The organism is Humibacter ginsenosidimutans (assembly GCF_007859675.1).
Taxonomy (GTDB): Bacteria; Actinomycetota; Actinomycetes; order Actinomycetales; family Microbacteriaceae; genus Humibacter; species Humibacter ginsenosidimutans.
Genome location: NZ_CP042305.1, coordinates 193432 through 218502, shown reverse-complemented (window position 1 = coordinate 218502; position 25071 = coordinate 193432). Strand labels below are relative to the sequence as shown.

Sequence of the window (25071 nt, the reverse complement as noted above, 5' to 3'; positions counted from 1 at the left end):
CTGGGGCGCGAAATGGCGCGTTGCGACAGCGGCGGTATGACCGGGATAGCCTTGCGGCCCAATACCGAGGAAGGATTCTTCGGATCACACCACGCCACAAGGACGTCAGTGATCGGGCCGATGCTGCCGTTGCGAACCCATGCCGCAGGCAACGTTGCTCCGAGCATCATCGCCCGGGGCGGCGGGTCCCCTTTGCTAGGAATGCGGTCCGGGTCGTCAAGCGCCATCCAGTCGCTCCACCCAGCGACCTGGAAGGCAGCGTCGCCGACAAGAAGGCATCCACAATTAAAGACCGTGGCCTCGGTCCGCCGACTGCCGGCGGAGGTCATGGCCTGGTGGCGGATAGTCGCACGAGCGGAGCGAGGGCTGCACAGTCGGCTATGGTCCGGTCTCGCGTCGTGATGGTCACTTCGAGCGTGTTGCCGGATGTTGTCGGAACGGCCGCTCCGCAGAAGTTGCGGGAGGTTCCGGTGTGGGCACCGGCACCCCATGTGGGCATGTTCGTGTCGCGGATTCCGGCCGCTGTGTTGTAGTCCACATTCGATGGTCCGCCACGTTCGGCCTCGATCGACACCGAGGCGTGACGCGCGACATAGGTGCAACCGGATGTCGTCGCCGACTTCTCCCGCGGTGCGGTGTACTCGAACATCAAGCTGTCCATGTTGCTCGCCCGTGCCGCGGCTGCCGGACTCGGACATCCGTCATGCACACGCCATGCGTGGACCGCACCCGGGTTGCCACTACCGGAGCATGCCGCCAGGGGCAGCGCGGTCGCCGCGACGACCACCACACACCCGAGATTTCGCCACGTTCGCTTCGCGCACGCACGAATGCTGCTCATACGCGCCCGCTCGGAGCCCGGCCGTGTCCGTTCCCTTTGCGCCCGCATCATGCCGACCATTCCACGTATTGTAGAATCGTTGTCGTCGATCTGGGAGTGAGCAAGTGATCACGAACGTGTCTGTCAGCGGTATGAGCTGTGAGCATTGCGTCAATCGTGTGCGCGGCGAGTTGCTGGCCGTGAGCGGGGTGAGCGCTGTCGAGGTGAGCCTGGAGACGGGCGCCGTGACGATCGAGTCCGGTGAGGCGCTGCAGCTCTCGGCCGTCCGCGACGCCGTGGTCGAGGCCGGTTACGAGCTGGTCGGTGTCTGAGGGTCTCTCCGGCTCGACACGCTCTTCGCTGCTGCTCGGGCTCGCGCTGATCCTCCCGGTCGTGGCTGTCATCGTCGCGGTCGTGTTGCTCGGCGGTCAGCCCTACCGTGCGTTGGACCGCGGCGTTCCCGGTATCGAGACGTCGATGACGAGCGCCGTTCTGCACCTGGTGGTCGCTGTGGCCGGAACGGTGTGCATCGGAGGCCTGTTCTACGGTGCGTTCATTCGCACGAGGTTGGGTCCGCGGCGGTTGTCAGCGGATCCAAGCACGGATTTCGGTGTGGTCCGGTGGGCCGCCATCGTGTGGGCGTCCGCCGCGGTCGCTCTGATCCCTGTGGATGCTGCCGACGCCAATGGTGAGCCGTTGTCAAAGCTGCTGGATCCTGGTGCGTTGCCTTATCTGGTGCAGGCGTCGTATCTTCCGGCGGCGTGGATCGTCGTCGCGCTGTTGGTGGGCTTCGTCTTTGTGGCTGCCGTATTCGCGACCAGTTGGCAGTCTTTGGCGGGTTTGCTGGTGCCCGCGATCGTCGCCTTGCTCGCTCCGTTGCTGGTGACGCAGGTTCTGGTGGGGCCGAACCATGACTTCGGCAGCGACGCCACGATTCTCGGTGCACCTGCTCAAGCGATCTGGTTCGGCGCCACGGTGGTGATGGCATTACGGGTTTGGCGGGGGCCGCGCCCCTCGCCGGCCGCCGTCGGGCGGTTCCGTCTGGCCTGGGCGACCTGCTGGCTGGTGACGTCGGCGAGCGGCGTCGTGGTCATGATGTTCGAGCTTGCCGGAAGCTCGCCATTGGCGTCGCGGACGGGCATGCTGATGCTGGTGCAGTTCGGGTTGCTCCTCGTGCTCGCACTGTGTGCGTTGCCGTCGGTTGCGCGGTGGGGGCGACCGGACTCGGCTTCCCTTCTCGTACGTGCTGCGCCGTTGACGGTCGGGCTGTTCGTGATGGCCGCGTATGTCGGAATCGATGTCATTCGTTCGCGGATTCCGCCTCCGCAATATTTCGTGCCGACCTCGATCATGCAGTTGTTCTTCGGCTACAACGCGAACGCGACGCCCACACCGCTCGCGCTGGCTTTCGACTGGCGGCCGAACATCCTCTTCCTCGTGATGGCCGCGGTGGGTTGCACGGCGTACCTGTTCGGTGTCACGCGATTGCGGCGGCGCGGTGACGTGTGGCCGATAGGGCGAACGGTGGCGTGGCTGGCCGGATGGATCGTCATCGTGCTGACGACGTCATCGGGGATCGGGCGGTACTCGAATGCCGCGTTCAGCATCCACATGGTGCTGCACATGTGCCTGAACATGATCGGCCCGCTGCTGCTAGTGCTCGGCGGAGCGGTCACCCTGGCGCTGCGGGCGACAACGGCGCATCCGGAACGCAGGTATGCGGGACCACATGAATGGGTGACCGGTTTGCTGAACTGGCGATTCTCGCGCGGGTTGTACAACCCGTTGTTCGTGTTCGTCCGGTTCATCGGCTCGTACTATCTGCTCTACCTCACGGGCCTTTTCGCGCAGGCGCTGCGCTATCACTGGGCGCACCAGGTGATGAACGTGGAGTTCCTTGTCGTCGGGTACATGTTCTACGGCCTGGTGATCGGCGTTGACCACACGCCACGGCCGCTGCCGCACATCGGCAAACTCGGGCTGGTGCTGGCGGCGATGCCGTTCCACGCGTTTTTCGGCGTGGTCGTGATGATGAGCTCCACGGTCATCGCCAAGGAGTTCTACCAGTACATCGACGCACCGTGGATGCACGATCTGCACGCCGACCAGTACTTGGGCGGTGGAATCGCGTGGGCGGCAGGTGAGATTCCGCTCCTGTTCGTTGTGATCGTGCTGGTCACCCAGTGGGCCAGACAGGACGAACGGCAGGCCCGGCGTACTGATCGCACGATCGACAAAGGACTGGACGACAGCTTCTCCGCCTACAACGAGATGCTCTCCCGCCTCGCCCAGCGAGAGGACCAGGCTCCGCGGGCAGCTCAGGCTGCTGCGAACACCGCACCCGTGACTGAGGAGAGACGCTGATGTCGTCAGAGACGATGCACCACCCCGACCCGCTCACTGTCGAGGAATCGTTCGAGCTCGATCTGGGCGGCATGACGTGCACCGCGTGCGCGGTGGCGATCGAGCGCAAGCTCAACCGTCTTCAGGGAGTGAACGCTTCGGTCAACTACGCGACCGAGCGGGCACTGGTGACAGGGCTTCCGGTTGCTGATGCGTCGGAGGCGATCGCCGCAGTCGAACGCGCCGGCTACACCGCCGCCGTCCACGACCCGGAGGACGATGAGTGGTCGAGGCGTGCCGCGGCGGTGCGGTTGTCGTCGTTGCGGCGTCGCCTGACCGTCTCTGCGCTGTTGACCATTCCGTTGTGCGATCTGACGATCCTTCTCGCCCTGGTTCCGGACTACCGGTTCCCGGGCTGGGAGATCGTGTGCGTGCTGTTGGCGGTGCCGATCGTGACCTGGGCGGCATGGCCGTTCCACAAGGCGACGCTGCGGAACCTGCGCTACGGCAGTCTGAGCATGGACACCCTGATCTCGTTGGGTGCGGCGGTGTCGTTCTTGTGGGCGATCGGGGCGATGATCTTCGCCCCGAGCGAGTCTCCGGGGTTCTGGTTGGGGTTCGGTCGCACTCCTGCGGGTGCGCAGTCCATCTATCTGGATGTCGCCGCCGGGATGATCACCTTCCAGTTGGCCGGCCGCTACTTCGAAACCCGTTCCCGACGCCGAGCCGGCGACGTGCTGAACGCCATCGCGAGTCTTGCGGTGAAGGACGCCCGGATCCTGGCGGAGGACGGCACGGAACGCATCGTCCCGATCGGCGAACTCCGACCGGGGCAACTGTTCGTGGTCAAGCCCGGCGAGGTCGTCGCTGCCGACGGTATCGTCGACGACGGCAGGTCCACGATCGACGCCAGCGCGATGACCGGCGAATCGTTGCCCGTCGAGGTGGGACCGGCCTCGCCGGTCACCGGCGGCACGTTGAACTCGTCCGGTCGTCTCGTCGTGGCCGCGCAACACGTGGGGGCGAACACGAAGGTCGCGCAGATGGCGGCCCTTGCGGATGCCGCGCAACGACGCAAGGCCGGTGTTCAACGCTTCGTCGACCGGGTCTCGGCCGTTTTCGTCCCCGTCGTGATCGGGCTGGCCCTGATCGTCGGGGTCGTCTGGGCACTAGCTGGTGCCACCCCGGGTCAGGCGGTCTCCAACGCGATCGCCGTGCTGATCATCGCCTGCCCGTGCGCCCTGGGCCTTGCCACACCGACCGCCCTGATGGTCGGTGTCGGCCGTGGCGGCCAGTTGGGCATCCTGATCAAGGGACAGGATGCCCTGGAAGCCAGCGGCCGGATCGACACTGTCGTGTTCGACAAGACCGGCACCATCACCACCGGCACCATGCAGGTCGACTCGGTGCACACGGTCGCCGGCTGGCACCAGACGGAGGTCCTGCCGATGGTAGCCGCGGTGGAGACCGGCTCGGAGCATGTCATTGCGAAAGCGATCATGGCGGCTCTCAACCCGGAATCGCCGGCGCCTGCAGCGACCGGGTTCCGGGCGCTGCCGGGACTCGGAGCACGCGCGCTGGTTCAGGGCCGCGATGTGATCGTCGGGAACAAGGCTCTGATGGCATCGTCGGGCTTGCCCGTGCCATCGGTGTTGGAGGATGCTGCTGTATCGTCGGCGCACACCGCGTCGGGAAACTCGACGCAGGTCTTCGCCGCTGTCGACGGAGCTGTGATCGCGGTGATCCGGGTTCGTGATGAGATCAAACCCAGCGCCGCACCGGCTGTGACGTTGCTGAAGCAGATGGGGCTGAAGACGGTCCTGCTCACCGGCGACACCGCCGCAGCAGCCCAGACAGTCGGCAACGCTGTCGGCGTGGATGCGGTGATCGACGAAGTGCTGCCGGAACAGAAGGCCGCCAGGATCGAACAGCTCCAAGCCGAGGGCCGACGGGTGGCCATGGTCGGCGACGGCATCAACGACTCCGCCGCGTTGGCCACCGCGAACCTCGGATTGGCGGTGGTCACCGGTACTGATATCGCGATGAAGTCCGCGGACATCATCCTGGTCCGCGATGATCTGCGCACGGTGGTGGATGCCATCCGGCTGTCCCGCAAGACGCTGGGCACGATTCGGATGAATCTGGTGTGGGCGTTCGGCTACAACATCGCCGCGATCCCGCTCGCCGCTTTCGGACTCCTGAACCCGCTGATCGCGGCAGCGGCGATGGCGCTCTCCTCGGTGTTCGTGGTCTCCAACAGCCTGCGGCTTCGTTCCTTCGAACCCACGAACTGATTCCAGCTGGTCACCACACTTGATAGGCGACCTGGGTCGCATAGCCGGAGGCCTGATCCACTGACACGTCGAAGGTGATCGTCCAGGTTCCTGCCAGCGGCACGACCGTGTTCACGCTGCGCCACAGGTTCCCGTCTCTGCGCAGCCGAACGGCGATGGCCGAGACGCCGTTCTGTTCGGAGGACAGCGTCGCAGCGATGCTCTGAACGTGTTCGGGTGTGCCGTCGTCGCGTTCCGGGGTGATGGTGATCTGTTGCGGGCCGCGCTGTGTCGGATCGACGTCGACGACAAGGCGACTGTCGGAGCCCAACGCCGCGGTCCGCGAGGTAGGTGGACCGTAGGTGCCGGATGCCGGGGGAAGGGCGGTGAGCACCGTGGTGACCACCACGACCGCGGTCACGATCACCGCCTCCGCGACGACGGATCGACGGATCCTCCGTGCCAAGCCAGGCTGCGCGGGTGCCTCCGAACCGGTCTCGGGGTGTGTTTCGCGGCTCGCCGGCTGTACTCGAGCATGGAGTGCGCGCTGTGCGAGGAGCGCGAAGACGAGGGCCGCGGCTACCAGGGCGAGCTTGACCAGCAGGGTGATGCCGTAGGGCGTGGACCAGAGCGATGGCAACGGTTGGATCTGCCGCCAGGCCTGATATTCGCCGCTGAGGATCAAGGCGACAACGCTGATGAAGGCGACTTGCGACCAGCGACGTAGCCGGGCCAGGTTCTCCGTGTCGGCGATGAAGCCGGGCAGCACACCGATCAGCAGCACGAGGAGACCACCGATCCAGACCGCCATTGCAGCCAGGTGCACGGTGGCCGCCAGCAGCGCGACGACCACATCGCCCCCGGTCCCGGCGTGTCCACCCACCCCGATGGTGATCAACACACCCACCGCCAGAACCGCAGCAACGATCGGGGTCCATCGACGTCGGCGGACAACGGTGGCCAGGAGTGCGATCGCGACGAGAAGCGCAGCGCGACAGATCAAGGCCACCCCGTATACACTCGCCACGGTTTGACCGGCGTCGGTGAGGCGAAGTACTCCGGCCCATCCGGCGGCCGCGGCCCTCGGGCCCTGCAACGCGAAGTCGACCACGGTCGCGGTAAGAAGCGCCAACCAGCCGACGCGGGTGAGTGTTCGAAGGGTTTGGGCATGTCGCCGGCGACGCCACAGGGTCAGGGTCAGAGCCGGGATCCCGAAGCACAGGATGACTCCGGCATACGCGAAACCTTGCGCGGTTTGCGCGACAACATCCGGTGAACTCGGCGGTGCCGCCGCTCGCGCCTGTTCGGAGGCTGGTTGCCTCACACCGAATGCGATCGAGCCGGCCACGATGTGGGTGTCGGCGGACACCACGCGCCAGGTCACGGTGTAGCTGCCGCGAGGCAGGTTCGGGTGCAACGGAATCGTGATTCCCGTGCCCGCGGCGGTCAGATGCGCACCGCCGGCGTCCGCCCGGGTTCCTGTGGAGGAGAGCACGCGGGCAGTGCCGGGGACCAGCTGGATGTTCTCGTCGAAGGTGAGAACGACCTGCTTCGGCGAGGAGTCGACGCGGCTGCCGTCGGCGGGCGTGCTGGAGACCAGCACAGCATGGGCGGACGCGCTCTGGATGCCGCCCACACCTCCCAGAAGCAGCCCCGCTGCCACAGACGCGGCGGCAAGCAGCGCTCGAGCCCGGCTGTGCTGAGATCGAGCGTGCTGAGATGTCACTTCTCGGCTGCCGGTTTCCGGCCGCTGCGCACCAGGGCGATCGCTCCGGCGATCAGACCCAGGATCCCGGCGATCAAGCCGACGATGCCGGTCCAGGCCGTGTCATTCGACGAATTCATGTCCATGGTCGAGCCACTGGCCTGCGCCGTTACGGTCGGTGTCGATGTCGAACCGGAGGTGGCGTCGGTCGCGGCCGCCAATTGCAGTACCGGCGCCGGATGCTCCGGCTCCGCACCGCCGGTGGACTTCTCGTTCCAGTTAACGGTGCTGCCGTCGTTGTAGTACTGCAACGAAGGGAACGACACCGACGGCTCCTTCGGGAGCGGTCCGACGGACAGGTTGAACATCTGGAACTGGCCCGGTGGGATCGCCGCGGCCGCGTTGTCCGCTTTCCAATCGACCTGCGACACGTAAGTGTCGATCGTGCCATCGTCGGTCTTCTGCGGTTTCGCGAGCTTCGCTGTTTTCACGGTCGCCGTCCACCCGGGCATCGGTTGCGTCGAGGCCGACGTGATCGGGGTGTCCGACGGGAAGGTCACGGTGAGCTCGGTGGTCGAGGCGGTAGCGGACTCCGACGGCACCCGGAACGTGAGCACACCGTATCCGCCCTGCGTGGTGTCGACGCCGGAGACCTTCACATGCGCCGATGCGACCCCGGCAACAACGAGCACCCCGGCCACGCCGAGGACGGCACCGATACCAACTCGGGACATCAGACGCCGGACCCGGCTCCCAGAACCGTCGTGATGCGTGCTGCGAATCATGGGGTGTTCTCCTTCACGAGGTGGATCAGTGGTAGAGGGTCGAATCAAGTCATCAAGATCAGGAACGCGATCGCCATGCCCGCCGCCATCACGGCGCTCACCAGCGAGTCCAGGAGCACGACGCCCTCACGCCCCGACAGCGAGTCGGCGGCGATCGCCTGGCGAACCAGACGGATGAGGAACCACAGCGTTGCCAGGCAGAACAGAATGCCGAAGACCCAGGTGATGGTTATCGCCCACGGCTGGCCGGCGGTCATCGCCGTCATCCCGGACCCGCTGCTCATGGTCATCTGCATGTGCGACATGTCCATGCCGGGCATCTGAGGCTGCGCAGCGAACGGCGTCATGGCCACCGCCATCCAAACCATCGCCGCCATCATCCCGGCGTGATACCACAGCAACGCGGGCCCCCGGTGATGACCTTCACCCGGGCCGGCATCCGCGTGCACATCGAACAGCGCAAGGTAGACGTACCACAGGGCCGCCGCGGTGAAGAAAGCGATCTGGGCCGCCGTCGCGAACACCGATACCCAAGGCCAGGGCATCGCCAGCATCACCAGGCTCATCACCACGTGAACGCCGTTACTCACCCGGTCGATCCACGAATACCCGACGGCCACCCGCACCAGGCAATAGGCGCCCGTGATCGCGAACAACACGGTCACAACGACCGCGATCATCGGTCCGACACCAGGGTGGCTACAAGCACACCCTCATTCTACAAATTGTGTAACGGGGCGCAAATCAGTGGTCCGGGCCTGCACGATCGATCGCCTTGCGCAGCGTCTCCAGATCATCCGCGTCGAGGCTCCCAGCGAAACCGAGCAGCACATCCGTGCGATCCGAGCTCTTCATCAGAGCCCCCAGCATCGACTCAACGGCTTCGTCCGCCTCTGCCGGCGTCGGAGAGTACAGATACTCGCCTGCATCTCCTGGAACCCGGATAACATCACCGGATTTCCTCAATCGTTCAAGCACAGTCAGGATCGTCGAGAGCGCCGGAATCTGACCATCGTCGCCGAACCGTGCCTGGAGCTCTTTCGCCGTCAGGCCCTTACCGTTCTGCCACAAGAGGTCGACGATGCGGGCCTTCAACCCGCCGTGCGGGCGGCGCTGTTCCGTCATCGCTTTCCCTTTCGTCGCAATCGACGCATCCATTCAACTGGTCGAGGGTCGCCTCGTCGACGGGTCGTGTGCGACTCCTGTGCTGCGGTGGAGCCCAGCGCCAGCACCAGCACCAGCGTCAACGCCGCGATCCCTTGAACGATCTGTATCACCAGACGCACTGTCCATGATTCACAGACATTCCGGAACAAGCGAATCGGGTGTTCCACATGATGTGGAACATGCTACTCGTCTCATGACATGAAACAGCGGCCTCGCACCCTAGATCGACGAGGCGGCCAGTGTGTGACGCACTCGCGATGAGAGTGTGGAACTTCCGCGTGGCGGGTGGGATGCCAGACGTCGCGCCCGAAGCCGCAGCGCAGCATCCTCGGAGGCTGAGCCCACCCTCCAGAGCGCATTCGCCAAGTTGACGGCACCTGCGTGACGGGCTGCCGTATCGTCAGCGATTAGTTCAACCAGCATCCGAGTGCTGCGTTCGATCTCGCTCGTCCCCGGAATGAAGGCGAAGCACGCCCTATTCAGCCGGGCCAGCCTGGTCAGCATGCCGTGATGCTGTACCAAGTGCGCACGCTCATGTTCCACGACCGCCCGCAACTGATCCTCGGTCAGCAAACGCATCAACCCTGAAGCGATCAGGATCCGATGCTGCGGTCCAGGCACGCTCAAGGCAACCGGCCGATCCGAGGGAACAGTCACCACGCGTATGCCATCCCGCACCACCGACGTGCCTCGAGCCTCGAGCAACGAGAACTCGAGTCGGAGCCGACGATCCGACTCCGTCATAGGTTCCGCGCTGGTGACGATCACAGTGATCAGCCCACCCACGGCGGCCAATCCCACCCAACCGAACAACGTGAGTGCGGTCGGCTGCAGCCAGAACGCTCCCCCCGATCGATCCCCACCCGAAACGACTTCGGCAAGAGTCCACACCAGCGTCGACGCGGCGCAGGCCAGCCCCACCAAAGTGAGCGCGTGAGAAACCGCCAGAGCCAGACGGGGAAACCTCAGCCGCCATCCTCCTCGGGTGATCACGGTCGGTGCCGTCATCACGGTCACGAGTGCCACGGCAAACAGGCACGCCAGACCGACCACAACCACCTAACTAGTCTCCCCGCGAGGGAACGCCACGGCAACCCGTACAACGAGCGGCCGACCTTCGGCATGCAGGCTCCACTCGGTTCGCCAATGCCGGAATTCCCTCCACGTTGTGAGCGGCATCCTCGGGCATGCACTGGTCGAGGCGACGCGTGCATACCTTCACACTGACAACACGGCGCTGCAGGGCGCTGTGGCCAACACGGCGCTGCAGAGCGCTGCGGCACGGATGAATGAACGCCCTCGGAGGCCACGATGAGTAGCCAGAAGCGTCTGACCCCTTGGCCATGTCAATTCAAGGGGTTCAACAGGTACAAATAAAGATCCAAGACCGGCGCAAACGCCGACCCCTCGACCTTATGCAAATACCTTCCGATCAGGTATCAGGTATCAGGTATCAGGTTCGGTCAGGCCGAGCCCCATCCTTCCCCCGAATGCCGCGTTGCGGCGCCCAGGGACCCAGGGCGAGGACTCCGCCTGTCAGCAGCGAGGTATGCGAAGAGGGCCGGTCTCTTGACCGGCCCTCTTCGCATACCGTCGGGCTGACAGGATTTGAACCTGCGACCCCTTGACCCCCAGTCAAGTGCGCTACCAAACTGCGCCACAGCCCGTTGGCCGCCGAAACGGCCTTGAGTAGTTTACAGGCTGCGAGGGGTGCGGAATGACACCCGGGCGGGCACGGGCATCCACGAGACCGACTAAGCGGCCGAATGACGTGGGTGCCGGTTGTCGGGGGCGCGGACTACTCTCTGGCGACATGGGTGAGACCGACTCTGGCGACGGCGCGACGGCGGGCGGCGACAAGGCCGAAGCAAGGAACGCCACAGCGAGCAGCAACGCGCGAACCAGTTCCGGGTCCGAGGCGGACGCGACCGCGGGCATCCGCGTCATCGCCGTCGCTGATGCGCCTTGGAGCGACGTGCAGACGGTGTTCGGCACACGCGGAGACGCGTCGACCTGCTGGTGCCAGTGGTTCAAGCTGACCAACGCGCAGATGGACGAGGCCGGCGCGGCTGGATGCCAGTCCGCACTCCGCGAGCAGTCGCAGCATGGAGCGGGGCCGGGTCTCGTCGCCTACCTCGACGACGAACCCGTGGGGTGGGTCGCCGTCGAGCCCCGCTCCGCGTACCCGCGCCTGCATCGGACACGCATCGTCATCGACGGCAGCGCGGAACCGAAGGACGCTGCCGACGTCTGGAGCGTCACGTGCTTCGTCGTGCGGGTGGGATTCCGTCGCAGGGGCGTGGCATCCGCTCTCCTCGACGCCGCAGTCGCGCACGCGAAGGCGGGCGGCGCGCGGGTTCTCGAGGGGTATCCGATCGACACGAGCGAGCGCAAGGCATCCTCGAGCGACCTCTATCACGGGGCGCTCGTGCAGTTCGAGAAGGCGGGTTTCGGGGTCGTCTCCCGGCCCAGCGCGGGACGGGCGGTGGTCAGTCGAATTCTGTGACGTGTCGGCGACGGCCGATCGCGGTCGCGCGCCCCTAGTCTTGGTGCATGCGCAAACGAGCGCGTACTTCATGCCCACGATGAGGAGCCGCTCATGAGCGAGAACAAGGGTCGCCTTCGCTTCGACCACGCCGCCATCCACAGCGCCGACGACCTCGTCGAGGCAGGCAAGGCTGCGCGCGCCGACATTCCGCGCTCCGCACACGCCGAGTACGTGCCGGCGAAGGATCGCGACCCCATGGGCATCCTCAAGGCGCAGCACGAGCACCGCGTGCAGGAGCTCGTCCCGCTGCGCCTGGAGCGCATGTCGGCCAACCCGTTCGCGTTCTACCGCGGCTCAGCCGCCATCCAGGCCGCCGACCTCAAGGATGCCCCGCGCACCGGCGTCGACGTCACCATCTGCGGCGATGCCCACATCGCCAACTTCGGCATCTACGCCTCGCCGGAGCGAGCGCTCACCTTCGACCTCAACGACTTCGACGAATCCGCGTACGGCCCGTGGGAATGGGACGTGAAACGCTTCGTCGGCAGCGTCGTCATCGCAGCCCGCCAGCGCGGGTTCAAGGAATCCAAGGTGCAGACGGCCGCCCTGGAGGCCGCGGCGAGCTATCGCATCGCACTGCGGCAGATCACGCAGCTCGGCGTGCTCGAGCGCTACTACATCAGGGCCGATGTGCACAGGGGCCAGCGCGCCGCCAGCTCGCAGAAGGTGCTCGATCACGCCATCGACGCGGCATCCCGTCGCACCTCCGCCCGCGTCGTGCGCAAGATCACGGAGCGTGCCGCCGACGGCACGGTCTCCATCATCGAGAACCCGCCGGTGCTCAGCCACGTCGCGGAGGGCACGGAGCAGAACATCCTCGACATCGCCCGCGAGTACCTCGAGACCGTGCCCTCCGACATCGCTGTGCTGCTGTCGCAGTACGTCGCGACGGATGCCGTGCGCCGCGTCGTCGGCGTCGGCAGCGTCGGCACCCGCTGCTACATCATCGTGCTCACCGGTCCGGCGGGCGAGTCGCTCGTGCTCCAGGTGAAGGAGGCGACCGACTCCGTCGCCGTCGAGTTCGGCGACGCGACGGCGGGACGCGCCCCGATCTACGACACGCACGCCGGCCCAGAAGACCACGGACACCGGGTCGTCGCCAACCAGCGCGTTCTGCAGTCCGTCAGCGACCCGTTCCTCGGCTGGGTGCGCAAAGACGGCCACGCCTTCTACGTGCGCCAGTTCCGAGACCAGAACGTCTCCATCGACACCGAGACGCTCGACTTCCGACCGTTCACCGACTACGTGGATGCCTGCGGCACGGTTCTCGCCCGCGCCCACGCGCAGTCCCCCAACGCTCCGTTCATCGCCGGATACCTCGGAGAGGGCACGCAGTTCGACTCAGCCGTCGCGGAGTGGGCGTCCGCGTACGCCGACCAGGCGGTCGCCGACTACAACACCCTGCGCAAGGCGATGAAGCGCGGCGAGATCTGACGAGACCTCGCCCCGCTCTACTTGCGCCGCTTCTCCCGCACACGCATGTTGAGCACGATCGGCGACCCCTCGAAGCCGTAGATCTCGCGCAGCCGGCGCTGGATGTAGCGCCGGTAGCCGGGGTCGAGGAATCCGGTCGTGAACAGCACGAATGTCGGCGGACGGCTCGCCGCCTGCGTGCCGAACAGGATGCGCGGCTGCTTTCCGCCGCGCACCGGGTGCGGATGCGCCGCCGTGAGCTCCGCGAGGAACGCGTTGAACTTGCCCGTCGGAATACGCGTGTCCCATGACTCTAGCGCCGTCTCCAGCGCGGGGACCAACTTCTCGAGGTGCCGACCCGTGCGGGCCGAGATGTTCACCCGCGGCGCCCACGCGACATGCGCGAGATCCTGCTCGATCTCCCGTTCCAGGTATCGACGTCGATCGTCGTCGAGCAGATCCCACTTGTTGTAGGCGAGCACGAGGGCTCGACCGCTCTCCAGCACCAGGTCGATGATGCGCACGTCCTGCTCGCTGATCGGCTGGGTCACGTCGAGCACGACGACAGCGACCTCCGCCTTCTCCAGCGCGGTCGAGGTGCGCAGCGACGCGTAGAAGTCGGCGCCCTGCTGCAGGTGCACGCGACGGCGGATGCCCGCGGTGTCGACGAACCGCCACACCCGGCCGCCGAGCTCGATCTGCTCGTCCACCGGGTCGCGGGTGGTGCCGGCGAGCTCGTTGACGACCACGCGCTCCTCGCCCGCCGCCTTGTTCAGCAGGCTCGACTTGCCCACGTTCGGCCGTCCGACGATCGCGACGCGGCGCGGTCCGCCCACCTCGCGCTGCGCATAGGCCGACTCGGTCGGCAGCACCTTCAGCACGTCGTCGAGCAGGTCGGCGACACCGCGTCCGTGCAGGGCGCTGACGGGATGCGGCTCCCCCAGCCCCAGCGACCACAGTTCGGTCGCCTGCGCTTCCTGTCTGGCGTCATCCACCTTGTTCGCCACGAGGAACACCGGCTTCTTCGTCTTGCGCAGCAGCCGCACCACGTGCTCGTCGGTCGCCGTGGCGCCCACGTTGGAGTCGACGACGAACATCACCGCGTCGGCCAGATCGATAGCGACCTCGGCCTGCGCGGCGACGGAGGCGTCGATGCCGCGGGCATCCGGCTCCCAACCGCCGGTGTCGACCACGCTGAAGCGTCGCCCGTTCCACTCGGCCTGGTACGTCACGCGATCGCGCGTGACGCCGGGAGTGTCCTCGACGACCGCCTCGCGGCGTCCGAGAATCCGGTTGACCAGTGCCGACTTGCCCACGTTCGGCCGTCCGACGATGGCCACGACCGGCAGCGCGGGCAGGTAGTGGATCTCGTCGGGGTTCTCGGTGGCGGCATCGAGCACGTCGAGGTCGGCGTCATCGAGTTCGTAGTCCTCGAGGCCCGCACGCAGGGCGGATGCCCGCTGGTGCGCGAGCTCCTCGTCCACGTTCGCGAGACGCTCGGCGAGGTCGTCGGGACCTGCCTCGAATTCGTCGCTTCGGCCGTTCTGGCTGGTGTCAGACATCCGTTCCTCCCAGGGACGGTGCGGCGCCCGCGTTGCGGGCTGCCTTGATGACGTCGATCACAGCATCGACGGTCTCATCGAAGTTCAAGTCGGTGGAGTCCACTGTGGTCACTCCGTCGGCGGCGGTCATGAAGTCGACGACCTGAAGGTCGGCGTGGTCGCGGGCGTGCAGCTGCGCGGCCACCTCGGCGACCGAGTGCCCGTCGAGCTCGCCGGCCCGACGAGCCGCGCGCACCTCGGGCGATGCGGTCAAGAGGATGCGCGCCGGCGCGTCCGGCGCCACCACCGTCGTGATGTCGCGGCCCTCCGCCACGATGCCGTCGTGACCGTCGCCGGTGAGGATGCCGCGGAAGATCTCGTTCAACCGCAGCCGCACCTCCGCGATGCGGGCCACAGCGCTGACGCGAGCCGACACCTCGGGATCGCGGATCGCCCCGGTCACATCGGTCTCCCCGACGAACACGCGCTGCCTGCCCGGCTCGGTGTCGATGCGGTAGTCGAAGTCGGCGATCGCGTCGATCACGGCGCCAGCGTCGGTCACGTCGATGCCCCGCTGCGTCGCGAACCAGGTGAGGGCCCGATAGGCGGCGCCGGTGTCGAGGAAGGCGAAGCCGAGCTTGGCGGCCGCGGCCTTGCTCACGCTCGACTTGCCGCTGCCCGCCGGCCCGTCGACGGCCACCACGAAGGGCCCGTCGGCTCGCTGTGCCCGCTCCGGGAACGATGTGGCGCTCATCCGGCGATCCTCCATCCTCGCGCGGACAGGTCGTCCATGGTGCGCGCCTTCGCCTCGGGAAGCACGGCGATCTCGGCGAGGCCGATCTGCGCCTCCGGCGAGTGCTCGAGCCGCAGGTCTTCGATGTTCACGCCGATCTCGCCGAGCTCCGAGAAGAGCCGGCCGAGCTCGCCGGGCGTGTCGTCGACCATGACGACCACGCTCGAATAGCGGCGATCCTGACCGTGCTTGCCCGGCAGACCCGCCACTCCGGCGTTGCCCGCCGCGAGCTCCTGCGCGATGACGCGCCGGGCACCGGATGCCTCCACATCGCCGAGCGCGCGCAGTACGTCGTCGAGGTCGTCGCGGAACGCGCGCAGAATCTCGACCACCGCAGGCGAGTTCGCCGCGAGGATCTGCACCCACAGCTCGGGGTCGCTGGAAGCGATGCGCGTCACGTCGCGCACGCCCTGGCCCGCCAGTCCGAGCGCGCCGGCGGGCGCCGCACCCAGCCGCTTGGCCATCAGCGACGACACGACCTGCGGCGCGTGCGACACGAGCGCGACCGCCGCGTCGTGCGCGTCGACATCCAGCGTGACCGGTGTGGCGTCGAGGTCGAGGACCAGGTGCTCGATCAGCACCACGCGCTCGCGCCCCACCTCGGGACGCGGGCACACCACCCACGGGCGGCCGACGAAGAGGTCGGCGCGCGCGGAGATGGCGCCGCCGCGCTCCCGGCCTGCCAGCGGGTGCGACCCCACGTAGCGACTGAGGTCGGCGCCGAGCTCCTCGAGTTCCGCCAGCGGCGCGACCTTCACGCTCGCGACGTCGGTCACGGTGGCGTTCGGGTAGGCGGCGAGCTCCGCGGCGACGACCGATGCCGTGGCGTCCGGCGGCACCGCGACGATGATGAGCGCGGGATCGTCGCCCTCGGCCGCGAGTCGGCCCGCACCGTAGTCGATGGCGAGGTTGAGGCCGGCGCGCGAGGCATCCGCCAAGATCACGTCGACGCCGAGCCGCTTGAGGCCGAGCCCGATGGACGCGCCCAGCAGGCCGGCGCCCACGACGCGCACGCTGCCGTCGAGGCGCGCGGGCAGGTTCTGGGTCACATTCACTCCGATTTCGACCGGGCGAGAGTGAGCACCTGGCCGAGCTCGATTTTAGTCAAGTCCCGGGTGGCCCCCGACTTCAGCGTTCCCAGCCGCAACGGCCCGAACTGCCGGCGCACCAGCGCGGTCACCGGATGCCCCACGGCCGCGAGCATGCGTCGAACGATGCGGTTGCGCCCGGAGTGCAGCGTGACCTCCACGATGCTCTGGGTCGCGGATGCCTGCACCAGCCGCGCCTTGTCGGCCGCGACCTCCCCGTCCTCGAGTTCGATCCCCCGCATCAGCTTCGACAGGGTCGCGGGCACCACAGCTCCACGCACGGTCGCGATGTATGTCTTGGTGACGCCGAACGACGGGTGGGCGAGCACGTTCGCCACCTCGCCGTCGTTGGTCAGCAGCAGCAGGCCGCTGGTGTCGGCATCCAGTCGCCCGACGTTGAAGAGGCGCTCCTCGTACTGGTCGGTGTAGCGGCGCAGGTCGGGCCGGTCGCGGTCGTCGCGCATGGTGCTCACCACGCCGGTGGGCTTGTTGAGCATGACGTAGCGCTTGGAGGGGTCCAGCTGCACCGCTGTGCCGTCCACCTCGAGCTCGTCGACGGCGGGGTCGATGCGGCGGCCGAGCTCGCGCACGACGGTGCCGTTCACCCGCACGCGCCCCTCCACGATGAGCTGCTCGCTCACCCGGCGGGAGGCGACGCCCGCCGCCGCCATCACCTTCTGCAGGCGTTCGCCCTCTGCCGAGGCGTCGCCCGAGCGATCCTGGTCAGCGCACATCGCCGTCGAATCCTTCCGCACCGTCGGCCAGCAGCGGCGAGATGAGCGGAAGCTCCTCGATCGCGTTGATGCCGAGCTGCTCGAGCAGCAGATCGGTGGTGCCGTAGTTGATGGCGCCGGTCTCGGCGTCGGAGAACAGTTCGGTGATGAGCCCGCGCGAGACGAGGGTGCGCACCACGGAGTCCACGTTGACCGCGCGGATCGACGCGATGGCACCGCGGGTGATCGGCTGCCGGTACGCGATCACGGCGAGCGTCTCGAGCGCCGCCTGCGACAGCTTCGCCGGGGCCTGTTCGCTGACGAAGTCGGCGACGAGCCGATCGAACTCCTCCCGCACGTACAGGCGCCACCCGCCGCCGACCTCGCGCAGCTCGAAGCCCCGACGGGGACCGTCGCCCAGGCCGTCGTAGTCCTCCACGAGAGCGTCGATCGCCTGACGCACTGCGGCGACCGGCGCCCCGACCGACGTCGCGAGTGTCACGAGCGACAGTGGCTGGTCGGCGATCATGAGCACGGCCTCGATCGCTCTAGGCACGTCGTAGACGGTCTTCGCCTCGCGTTCTTGCGCGGCCTCGTCGCCGGGTTCCGGCGGGGTCTCCAGGTCGAAGTCGTCGGCCGTCGCCGACTCTGTCTCGGCATCCACCTGCTGTGCGTTCTCCTCGCCTGCATCATCCATAGTCGGCCCCCAGGTTCGCCAGGTTCTCGTCCGACCAGGCATCCGCCACCCACCTGATCGTCAGTTCGCCGAGCGGCTCCAGCTGCTCGAACGCGACGGCGGCGAAGCGGTACAGCTCGAGCACCGCGACAAAGCGGGCGACGACCACGCCCTTGCGGTCGGCGCCGGCGATGAGCTCGCGGAACGTGTGCGGCGTTCCTCGGCGAAGCTGCGACACCACGAGCGCCGCCTGCTCGCGCACGCTCACCAGCGGCGCATGCAGATGGTTCAGTTCGAGAACCGGGATGCTCTTGGGCGCGAACGCGAGTTCGGCGAGCGCCGCGAAGTCCTCGACGCTCAGCGTCCACTTGAGCTCGGGCTCCCGCGACCGGTACTTCTCGTCGAGCCGCACGATGCGAGCATGCCTGCCGCCCTCCGCCTCCAGTCGCCCGCCGAACCAGGCGGACGCCTCCTTGAACGCGCGGTACTGCAGCAGCCTGGCGAAGAGCAGATCCCGGGCCTCCAGCAGCGCGACGTCTTCCGCGTCGACGAGCTCGCCCTGGGGCAGCAGCCCTGCCACCTTCAGATCGAGCAGCGTGGCGGCCACCACGAGGAACTCGCTCGCCTGGTCGAGCTCGTCGGCGGTGTCGATGTCGCGCAGATAGGCGATGAACTCGTCGGTCACGCGGCTCAGCGCCACCTCGGTGATGTCGAGCTCGTGCCGGCCGATGAGGTTCAGCAGCAGGTCGAAGGGGCCCTCGAAGACCTCGAGCGCAACGCGGAACGCCGGCGCAACGCCGTCGCGCTCTGCAGGGGCGACAGGCACGCTGGCGGTGCCGACGGCGTTGCGCTCGTCGTTCTCAGGCGACCGCGCCACGGAACACCAGTTCCCGCGCCAGCTGACGATAGGAGTCGGCCGCCTGATGGTCGGGCGCGAACTGGGTGATCGGGGTCGCGGCGACCGTGGCGTCGGGGAACTTGACCGTGCGCGTGATGACGGTCTCGAGCACCTTGTCGCCGAACGCGTCGACGACCCGCTCGAGCACCTCGCGCGAGTGCAGGGTGCGCGCGTCGTACATGGTGGCGAGGATGCCGTCGAGCTCGAGCGCCGGGTTCAGCCGCTCCCGCACCTTGTCGATGGTCTCGATGAGCAGGGCGACACCGCGCAACGCGAAGTACTCGCACTCAAGAGGGATGAGCACACCGTGGCTGGCGGTCAGGGCGTTGACCGTGAGAATGCCGAGCGACGGCTGGCAGTCGATCAGGATCACGTCGTAGTCGGCCGAGACCTTGCGCAGCACGCGCGCCAGCGCCTGCTCGCGAGCCACCTCGTTCACCAGGTGCACCTCGGCGGCCGAGAGGTCGATGTTGGCGGGGATCACATCGAGACCGGGTGTCGCGGTCTTCTGGATCGCCTCCGACGGGTCGTGTGCAGTCGACAGCAGCAGGTCGTAGATGGTGATCGCCTCGTGCGTCGGCACGCCGAGGCCCGCGGAAAGCGCGCCCTGCGGGTCGAAGTCGATCGCCAGCACACGGCGGCCGTACTCCGCCAACGCAGCGCCCAGGTTGATGCTGGAGGTGGTCTTGCCGACACCGCCCTTCTGGTTGCACAGCGCGATCACGCGCGCCGGACCGTGGGCGCTCAGAGCGGGAGGCTCCGCGAAGGTGCGGAGAGGCCGACCCGTCGGCCCCAGTTCGCCGAGATCGACGCCGGCCAAGCCGGGCAGTTCCTGCTCATCGGCTGGGGTTCGGGTCACGACTTCTCCGCTTCGACTCTCACTGGATACGCGCAATGAGTCTAGCGAGCATCCGCTTCGTGAACAGGCAGGAACACCGCCAATCGCCCGCACGGGCCGCGGTGCGAGGATGCCTGAGCAAGCTCGCATCCGCACGCGGCCCCGTCTGCAGCGTGAGGGAGCCGCCCGCTGATACGTTGTCGGCCGTGAGAAGCAGGTCCGCGCTCTGGCCGACGGTCGTCGGCGCGATCGTGCTGCTCGCCGCCGCGCTCACGTCCGGCGCCACTCCTCTTCCCCGCGCGCTGACCGCATCCGACGGTTCGGGACAGGCCGCTGTGGACGCGACAGGCACTCCGAAGCACGACGGCACCGTGCTGAGCTTCACGCTGCCCTACCTGGAGCACCGGGTGAACGATCCGAACGCCCAGGAGATCGCTCAGCACGCCGCGGGAGACGGCCCGCTGCTTCTCTTCCTGCCAGCCACCGGCGAGGTGCCGAACGACTACCGCGACTACCTCGCCACCGCCGTGTCCGCCGGCTACAGCGTGCTCGGCCTCGACTACTGGAACGTGGGTCTCTCCGTCACGCGCACCTGCAGGGCCGACCCGCAGTGCTACTCCGACCTGCAGCGCAACCGATTCAACGGCGCCAGCCCGTCCCGGTTCAGCCGGGTCGGCATCCACAACTCGATCCTGCGCCGGTATCGCGCGGCCATCGGCTACCTCGAGCAACAGGATCCGACAGGGTACTGGGGCCGGTATCTCGACGACGGCCAGCCCGTGTGGCGCAATATCGTGCTCGCCGGCCACTCGCAGGGCGGCGGGGAGTCGGCATTCATCGCCCACCTCCACCGCGTGCGCGGCGTGCTGATGTACTCATCGCCCGTCGACACCTACCACGGGGTGCCCGCCGCCTGGATGTCCACCCCCGGCGCCACACCGGCCTCTCGCATGTACGGGTTCGACGACGTGCACGACATGTACTTCTCGCGCATCACCGGATCATGGCGCCGACTCGGCATGGGCACGCCGAACGCGCGAACGGCGACCGCGGTGCCGACCGGCAGCCACGTGCTGCTCAGCTCCCTCGACGTCGGAACGCCGAAGGAGTCGCACGGGCACACCGTGAACGACTACGGCCCGCGCACGGCCTCGGGAACCATGGTCTTCGCACCCACCTGGAGATGGATGCTCGACCAGGTGCGCTGACCCGGCCTACCGCGCTCGAGGATGCGCTGTCGTGTACATGTCCCGCAGAGTGTCTGCCGTCACCATGGTGTAGATCTGCGTCGTGGCCACCGACGCGTGACCGAGCAGCTCCTGCACGACACGCACGTCGGCCCCGCCCTCGAGCAGATGCGTGGCGAACGAATGCCGCAGGGTGTGCGGCGACACTGATGCCGTCAGCCCGGCCCGCTCCGCCGCCGCCTTGATGATGAGCCACGCGCTCTGTCTGCCCAGCCGAGCGCCCCGAGCGCCGAGGAACAGCGCCGGTGTCGCGTGCCCCCGTGCCGAGTACAGCGGTCGTACGCGCACGAGGTAGTCGTCGACGGCGGCGCGCGCATAGCTGCCCAGCGGCACGATGCGCTGCTTGCTCCCCTTGCCGGTGAGCCTGATCACCTCGCGGTCGATCACATCGTCCACGTTGAGATCGACGGCCTCCGACACGCGTGCGCCCGTCGCGTAGAGCAGCTCGAGCAGCGCCTTGTCTCTGATGCGAGCCGGGTCGTCGCCGTCGGTGGCCGCCAGGAGCGCCTCCACCTGGGCGATGCTGAGCGCCTTGGGCAGCCGCGACGGCAGCTTGGGGGCGCGGGCCTCGCGCGTGGCATCCTCACTCACCTCGCCCTCGTCGAGCAGAAAGCGGTGCAGGCCGCGCACCGTGGAGAGCATGCGCGCGATCGAGGCGGGGCCGAGCAGTCGCTCACCGTCCTCGTCGACGGCCGTCGCGAGGTCGCGCCCGTACTCGTCGATGTCGCGCACACCCACGGTGCGCAGATCGCGGATGCCCCGCCCCTCCAGCCACGCCGCGTACCTCGCCAGGTCGCGCCGGTACGCCGCGACGGTGTTGCGCGACAGGCCGCGTTCGATCCCGACGTGCCTGAGGTACGCCTCGATCGCGGCGTCCGGCGTCATCGCGCCGAATCATCCTCGGCGCTCGGCGACCAGTGGTGCAGAGGCCTGGTGAGCCAGGAGCCGCGCTCCAGCGGCAGGTCCGGGTCGCCGAGCGTCTCATAGCCGGTCGCGCGCGACGCCACCGCGGCGAGCACGCCGACAGCCAGGGCCGCGTTGCGCAGCCGACGCTCCAGCACACCACGCACCACCTCGTCGATCGGCACCCAGCGCACCTCGATGTCGGCCTCTTCGTCCTCACGGTCGAAGGCCTGCTCGGCTCGCCGGATGCCCCGCGCCAGATAGATGCGGATGATCTCGTTGCTTCCGCCTGGGCTCGGCGCCACCTCGGTCAGCACGTTCCATGTCGAGGCGACGGTGTCCGCCTCCTCGGCCAGCTCGCGCTGCGCCGCGACCAGCGGCGGCTCCCCCGCCATGTCGAGCAGGCCGGCCGGCAGCTCCCAGTCCCTGCTGCGGATCGGATGCCGGTACTGCCTGATCAGCAGCACCCGCTCGGCGTCGTCCATGGCGAGCACGCCGACGGCACCGGTGTGGTCCACGTATTCGCGCACGACGGTGGAGTGACCGAGATCGACGGTGTCACGCCGGATGTCCCAGACGCGGCCGTCGTGCACGACCTCGGACTCGACGACGTCGCCGGCGTGGGGCTCGTCGGCGAGGTCAGGCATCCTCTTTCACCTCGAACAGCCTGGTCGACTCCTGACGGTCGAGGGCGGCGGCGATCAGACCGCGGAACAACGGATGCGCGCGGTTCGGCCGCGACCGCAGCTCCGGGTGAGCCTGCGTGCCCACGTAGAACGGGTGCACGTCGCGCGGCAGCTCGACGTACTCCACGAGGTGGCCGTCGGGCGACGTGCCGGAGAACACGAGGCCGGAGTCGGCGATCTGCTGGCGGTAGTTGTTGTTCACCTCGTAGCGGTGACGGTGGCGCTCCGACGCGGCGTCCGCACCGTAGAGCTCGGCGACGATCGAGCCGCCCTGCAGCTTCGCCGGGTACAGCCCGAGGCGCATCGTGCCGCCAAGGTCGCCGCCCGCGATGATCTCCACCTGCTCGGCCATGGTCGCGATGACCGGGTTCGTCGTGTCGGGATCGAACTCGCTCGAGGATGCCCCCTCCAGCCCGGTCTCGTGCCTCGCGTACTCGATGACCATGCACTGCAGTCCGAGGCACAGCCCGAGCGCGGGGATGCCGTTCTCCCTGGCGAACCGCAACGCGCCGAGCTTTCCCTCGATGCCGCGGATGCCGAAGCCACCCGGCACGCAGATGCCGTCGACGTCGGCGAGCTCCCGAGCGGCGCCCTCCGGGTCTTGGCATTCGTCGCTCGGAATCCACTTCAGCGCGATCTTGGCGCGGTTGGCGAACCCGCCGGCGCGCAGCGCCTCGGTGACCGACAGATAGGCGTCCGGCAGGTCCACGTACTTGCCGACCAGGCCGATCGTGACCTCGTGCTTCGGCTCGTGCACGACCTTGAGCAGGGCATCCCAGCTCTCCCGGTCCGGCTCGTTCGACGCCAGGCCGAGCTGGGCGATGATGTAGTCGTCGAGGCCCTGCTCGTGCAACATGTTCGGGATCTCGTAGATGCTCGGAACGTCGATCGCGTTCACGACGGCCCGCTCGTCCACGTCGCACATCAGCGCGATCTTCTTCTTGTTGCTCTCCGAGACCGGACGGTCGCTGCGCAGCACGAGCGCGTCGGGCTGGATTCCGATGGAGCGCAGCGCCGCGACCGAGTGCTGCGTCGGCTTCGTCTTCTGCTCTCCCGAGGCGTTCATGAACGGCACGAGCGACACGTGCACGAAGAAGCAGTTCTGGCGTCCGAGCTCGTGACGAACCTGCCTGGCGGACTCGATGAACGGCTGCGATTCGATGTCGCCGACCGTGCCGCCGATCTCGGTGATGATCACGTCGGGCTTCGGGTGATCGGATGCCTGCAGCCGCATGCGCCGCTTGATCTCATCGGTGATGTGCGGAATGACCTGCACGGTGTCGCCGAGGTACTCGCCGCGTCGCTCCATGGCGATCACCTGCGAGTAGATCTGCCCGGTCGTCACGTTGGCGGCCTGGCTCAGGTTGATGTCGAGGAAGCGCTCGTAGTGCCCGATGTCGAGATCGGTCTCCGCACCGTCGTCGGTGACGAACACCTCGCCGTGCTGGAACGGGTTCATCGTGCCCGGATCGACATTGAGGTACGGGTCGAGTTTCTGCATCACGACGCGCAGACCTCGCGAGGTGAGCAGATTGCCCAGGCTGGCGGCCGTCAGTCCCTTGCCCAACGAAGAAACGACACCACCCGTCACGAAAATGTGTTTGGTAGTGCCGTTCGGCTGATTTGTTGTGCTCGAGGGGCCCGCGTCAGTTTTATCCACCACGGGCTTCCATCCTATCGCACGGCCGGGCTCCCTCCGCACGCCGTTCGGCGTTGACATCCCCCGTGTCGCATGATTAGTTAACCACATGCTTAACCAATTGGACGGAGTGTTCCACGCTCTCGCCGATTCCACGCGCCGGTCGATGGTCGAACGTCTCTCGGCAGGCGATCTGTCGGTGAGCGAGCTGGCCGAGCCGCTGACGATGTCGCTGCCCGCGGTGCTCCAGCACGTGCGTGTGCTGGAGGCCAGCGGTCTCGTGCACAGTCGCAAGACCGGGCGGGTGCGCACCTGCAGCCTCGACCGCGCACTGTTCACGCGGGCCGAGTCGTGGTTCCTGCAGCGGCGCACCGAGTGGAACGACCGCCTCGACCGATTGGGCGAGCACCTCGCACGCGACGACGACCATGGCGGGCGCGAGGGTCACGAACACGACGACAAGGAGAACAGACGATGACCGAGCGATTCACCACCCACGACACCATGCGCCTCGAGCGCGACTATCCCGCGAGCCCCGAGAGGGTGTTCGAGGCCTGGGCCGACCCCGCGCAGAAGCGCGAGTGGTTCACCGGCGGATCCTCCGAGGGCGACTACGTGCTGGACTTCAGCGTCGGCGGCCACGAGGTGTCCCGCGGTGGCCCCGCCGGCTCCGACGACATCTACACCTACGACGCTCAGTACGTCGACATCGTTCCGAACTCGCGCATCGTCTACACCAACTTCATGCTGCGCGGCGAGACCCGCATCTCGGCCTCGCTCACCAGCGTGGAGTTCCTGCGCACCGGCGACGGCACGCGACTCGTGCTCACGGAGCACGGCGTCTTCCTCGACGGTGAAGACAAGCCGGAGTATCGCAAACAGGGCATCGGACAGCAGCTGGATGCCCTGGGCACCGCTCTCGCCTCCGCCGGATAGTTCTCAGCGACAAACCGTACTCGACGATATATCGTGATATGTCGCCATCCGCGCATTCA

24 protein-coding genes and 1 tRNA gene are annotated in these 25071 nt (G+C 67.5%); 8 read left to right on the top strand and 17 right to left on the bottom strand.

Features of this window, described 5'->3' with window-relative positions:
• Positions 1 to 325 precede the first annotated feature (325 nt).
• Positions 326 to 901 carry a hypothetical protein gene (locus tag FPZ11_RS01050; RefSeq protein ID WP_146317631.1) on the bottom strand — a complete coding sequence of 192 codons (576 nt, stop codon included), beginning with the start codon at positions 899 to 901 and terminating at the stop codon, positions 326 to 328.
• Positions 902 to 945: 44 nt separating this feature from the next.
• Between FPZ11_RS01050 and FPZ11_RS01045 the strand changes: the two genes are divergently transcribed.
• Genes FPZ11_RS01045 through FPZ11_RS01035 form a run of 3 tightly spaced genes read left to right on the top strand, consistent with a single transcriptional unit; the run spans position 946 to position 5457 of the window.
• Complete coding sequence (locus FPZ11_RS01045) at positions 946 to 1152, top strand: heavy-metal-associated domain-containing protein (protein ID WP_367889422.1); 207 nt, start codon at positions 946 to 948, stop codon at positions 1150 to 1152.
• Positions 1145 to 3184: a cytochrome c oxidase assembly protein gene (locus FPZ11_RS01040; RefSeq protein WP_146317629.1), complete on the top strand. Its 2040-nt coding sequence runs from the start codon at positions 1145 to 1147 to the stop codon at positions 3182 to 3184. The genes FPZ11_RS01045 and FPZ11_RS01040 overlap by 8 nt, the downstream gene beginning before the upstream one ends.
• Positions 3184 to 5457 (top strand): heavy metal translocating P-type ATPase, encoded by a 2274-nt coding sequence (locus FPZ11_RS01035; RefSeq protein ID WP_210415929.1) that lies wholly within the window; start codon positions 3184 to 3186, stop codon positions 5455 to 5457. Before FPZ11_RS01040 ends, FPZ11_RS01035 begins: the two co-directional genes overlap by 1 nt.
• Before the next feature lie 10 nt (positions 5458 to 5467).
• Here the strand turns inward: FPZ11_RS01035 and FPZ11_RS01030 are convergent, their stop codons facing one another.
• From FPZ11_RS01030 to FPZ11_RS01005, 6 genes are all read right to left on the bottom strand, one after another.
• Complete coding sequence (locus tag FPZ11_RS01030) at positions 5468 to 7072, bottom strand: copper resistance CopC/CopD family protein (protein WP_146317628.1); 1605 nt, start codon at positions 7070 to 7072, stop codon at positions 5468 to 5470.
• 86 nt (positions 7073 to 7158) lie between these two features.
• Positions 7159 to 7926 carry a YcnI family protein gene (locus tag FPZ11_RS01025; RefSeq protein WP_210415928.1) on the bottom strand — a complete coding sequence of 256 codons (768 nt, stop codon included), beginning with the start codon at positions 7924 to 7926 and terminating at the stop codon, positions 7159 to 7161.
• A 44-nt stretch (positions 7927 to 7970) separates the two neighbouring features.
• The gene (locus tag FPZ11_RS01020) at positions 7971 to 8606 is read right to left on the bottom strand and encodes a DUF5134 domain-containing protein (protein WP_146317626.1); all 636 of its coding nucleotides are present in this window, start codon (positions 8604 to 8606) and stop codon (positions 7971 to 7973) included.
• A gap of 64 nt (positions 8607 to 8670) precedes the next feature.
• On the bottom strand, positions 8671 to 9084 hold the full coding sequence (locus FPZ11_RS01015) for a BlaI/MecI/CopY family transcriptional regulator (RefSeq protein WP_146317624.1): 414 nt from the start codon (positions 9082 to 9084) through the stop codon (positions 8671 to 8673).
• A 228-nt stretch (positions 9085 to 9312) separates the two neighbouring features.
• A complete protein-coding gene (locus FPZ11_RS01010) occupies positions 9313 to 10152 on the bottom strand; it encodes a M56 family metallopeptidase (protein WP_146317622.1) in 840 nt (279 codons plus the stop codon).
• 534 nt (positions 10153 to 10686) lie between these two features.
• Positions 10687 to 10760 (bottom strand) — tRNA-Pro (locus tag FPZ11_RS01005).
• 146 nt (positions 10761 to 10906) lie between these two features.
• Here FPZ11_RS01005 and FPZ11_RS01000 point away from each other — a divergent pair.
• Together FPZ11_RS01000 and FPZ11_RS00995 are read left to right on the top strand one after the other, a co-directional pair.
• The gene (locus FPZ11_RS01000; protein ID WP_146317620.1) at positions 10907 to 11599 is read left to right on the top strand and encodes a GNAT family N-acetyltransferase; all 693 of its coding nucleotides are present in this window, start codon (positions 10907 to 10909) and stop codon (positions 11597 to 11599) included.
• A 93-nt stretch (positions 11600 to 11692) separates the two neighbouring features.
• Positions 11693 to 13075, top strand: a complete 1383-nt coding sequence (locus tag FPZ11_RS00995) for a DUF2252 domain-containing protein (protein WP_146317619.1) — start codon at positions 11693 to 11695, stop codon at positions 13073 to 13075.
• Between the two features lie 17 nt (positions 13076 to 13092).
• Here the strand turns inward: FPZ11_RS00995 and der are convergent, their stop codons facing one another.
• From der to FPZ11_RS00960, 7 genes are read right to left on the bottom strand one after another with little or no spacing between them, the layout of a single operon-like run.
• Positions 13093 to 14616, bottom strand: coding sequence for a ribosome biogenesis GTPase Der (der, locus tag FPZ11_RS00990; RefSeq protein WP_146317617.1), 1524 nt, complete (start codon positions 14614 to 14616; stop codon positions 13093 to 13095).
• Positions 14609 to 15349: a (d)CMP kinase gene (gene cmk, locus FPZ11_RS00985; protein ID WP_146317615.1), complete on the bottom strand. Its 741-nt coding sequence runs from the start codon at positions 15347 to 15349 to the stop codon at positions 14609 to 14611. The genes der and cmk overlap by 8 nt, the downstream gene beginning before the upstream one ends.
• Positions 15346 to 16437, bottom strand: a complete 1092-nt coding sequence (locus FPZ11_RS00980; protein ID WP_146317613.1) for a prephenate dehydrogenase — start codon at positions 16435 to 16437, stop codon at positions 15346 to 15348. Before FPZ11_RS00980 ends, cmk begins: the two co-directional genes overlap by 4 nt.
• Positions 16438 to 16439: 2 nt before the next feature.
• The gene (locus FPZ11_RS00975) at positions 16440 to 17210 is read right to left on the bottom strand and encodes a pseudouridine synthase (protein WP_146317611.1); all 771 of its coding nucleotides are present in this window, start codon (positions 17208 to 17210) and stop codon (positions 16440 to 16442) included.
• Positions 17200 to 17886, bottom strand: a complete 687-nt coding sequence (gene scpB / locus FPZ11_RS00970; protein WP_146317609.1) for an SMC-Scp complex subunit ScpB — start codon at positions 17884 to 17886, stop codon at positions 17200 to 17202. Before scpB ends, FPZ11_RS00975 begins: the two co-directional genes overlap by 11 nt.
• Complete coding sequence (locus FPZ11_RS00965; protein WP_146322600.1) at positions 17879 to 18691, bottom strand: segregation and condensation protein A; 813 nt, start codon at positions 18689 to 18691, stop codon at positions 17879 to 17881. Before FPZ11_RS00965 ends, scpB begins: the two co-directional genes overlap by 8 nt.
• Before the next feature lie 34 nt (positions 18692 to 18725).
• The gene (locus FPZ11_RS00960) at positions 18726 to 19622 is read right to left on the bottom strand and encodes a ParA family protein (protein WP_146317607.1); all 897 of its coding nucleotides are present in this window, start codon (positions 19620 to 19622) and stop codon (positions 18726 to 18728) included.
• A 185-nt stretch (positions 19623 to 19807) separates the two neighbouring features.
• Between FPZ11_RS00960 and FPZ11_RS00955 the strand changes: the two genes are divergently transcribed.
• Positions 19808 to 20809, top strand: a complete 1002-nt coding sequence (locus tag FPZ11_RS00955; RefSeq protein ID WP_146317605.1) for a BPSS1187 family protein — start codon at positions 19808 to 19810, stop codon at positions 20807 to 20809.
• 6 nt (positions 20810 to 20815) lie between these two features.
• Here the strand turns inward: FPZ11_RS00955 and xerD are convergent, their stop codons facing one another.
• Genes xerD through pyrG form a run of 3 tightly spaced genes read right to left on the bottom strand, consistent with a single transcriptional unit; the run spans position 20816 to position 24004 of the window.
• On the bottom strand, positions 20816 to 21733 hold the full coding sequence (gene xerD / locus FPZ11_RS00950; RefSeq protein ID WP_146317603.1) for a site-specific tyrosine recombinase XerD: 918 nt from the start codon (positions 21731 to 21733) through the stop codon (positions 20816 to 20818).
• Entirely contained in the window at positions 21730 to 22398 is a 669-nt protein-coding gene (locus FPZ11_RS00945) for an NUDIX domain-containing protein (RefSeq protein ID WP_146317601.1), read from the bottom strand. The genes xerD and FPZ11_RS00945 overlap by 4 nt, the downstream gene beginning before the upstream one ends.
• Positions 22391 to 24004: a CTP synthase gene (pyrG, locus tag FPZ11_RS00940; RefSeq protein WP_302849657.1), complete on the bottom strand. Its 1614-nt coding sequence runs from the start codon at positions 24002 to 24004 to the stop codon at positions 22391 to 22393. The genes FPZ11_RS00945 and pyrG overlap by 8 nt, the downstream gene beginning before the upstream one ends.
• A gap of 238 nt (positions 24005 to 24242) precedes the next feature.
• On the opposite strand from pyrG, the gene FPZ11_RS00935 reads away from it, so the two are divergent.
• Both FPZ11_RS00935 and FPZ11_RS00930 read left to right on the top strand, forming a co-directional pair.
• Entirely contained in the window at positions 24243 to 24554 is a 312-nt protein-coding gene (locus FPZ11_RS00935) for an ArsR/SmtB family transcription factor (protein ID WP_246846438.1), read from the top strand.
• On the top strand, positions 24551 to 25012 hold the full coding sequence (locus FPZ11_RS00930; protein ID WP_146317595.1) for an SRPBCC family protein: 462 nt from the start codon (positions 24551 to 24553) through the stop codon (positions 25010 to 25012). The genes FPZ11_RS00935 and FPZ11_RS00930 overlap by 4 nt, the downstream gene beginning before the upstream one ends.
• Positions 25013 to 25071 lie beyond the last annotated feature (59 nt).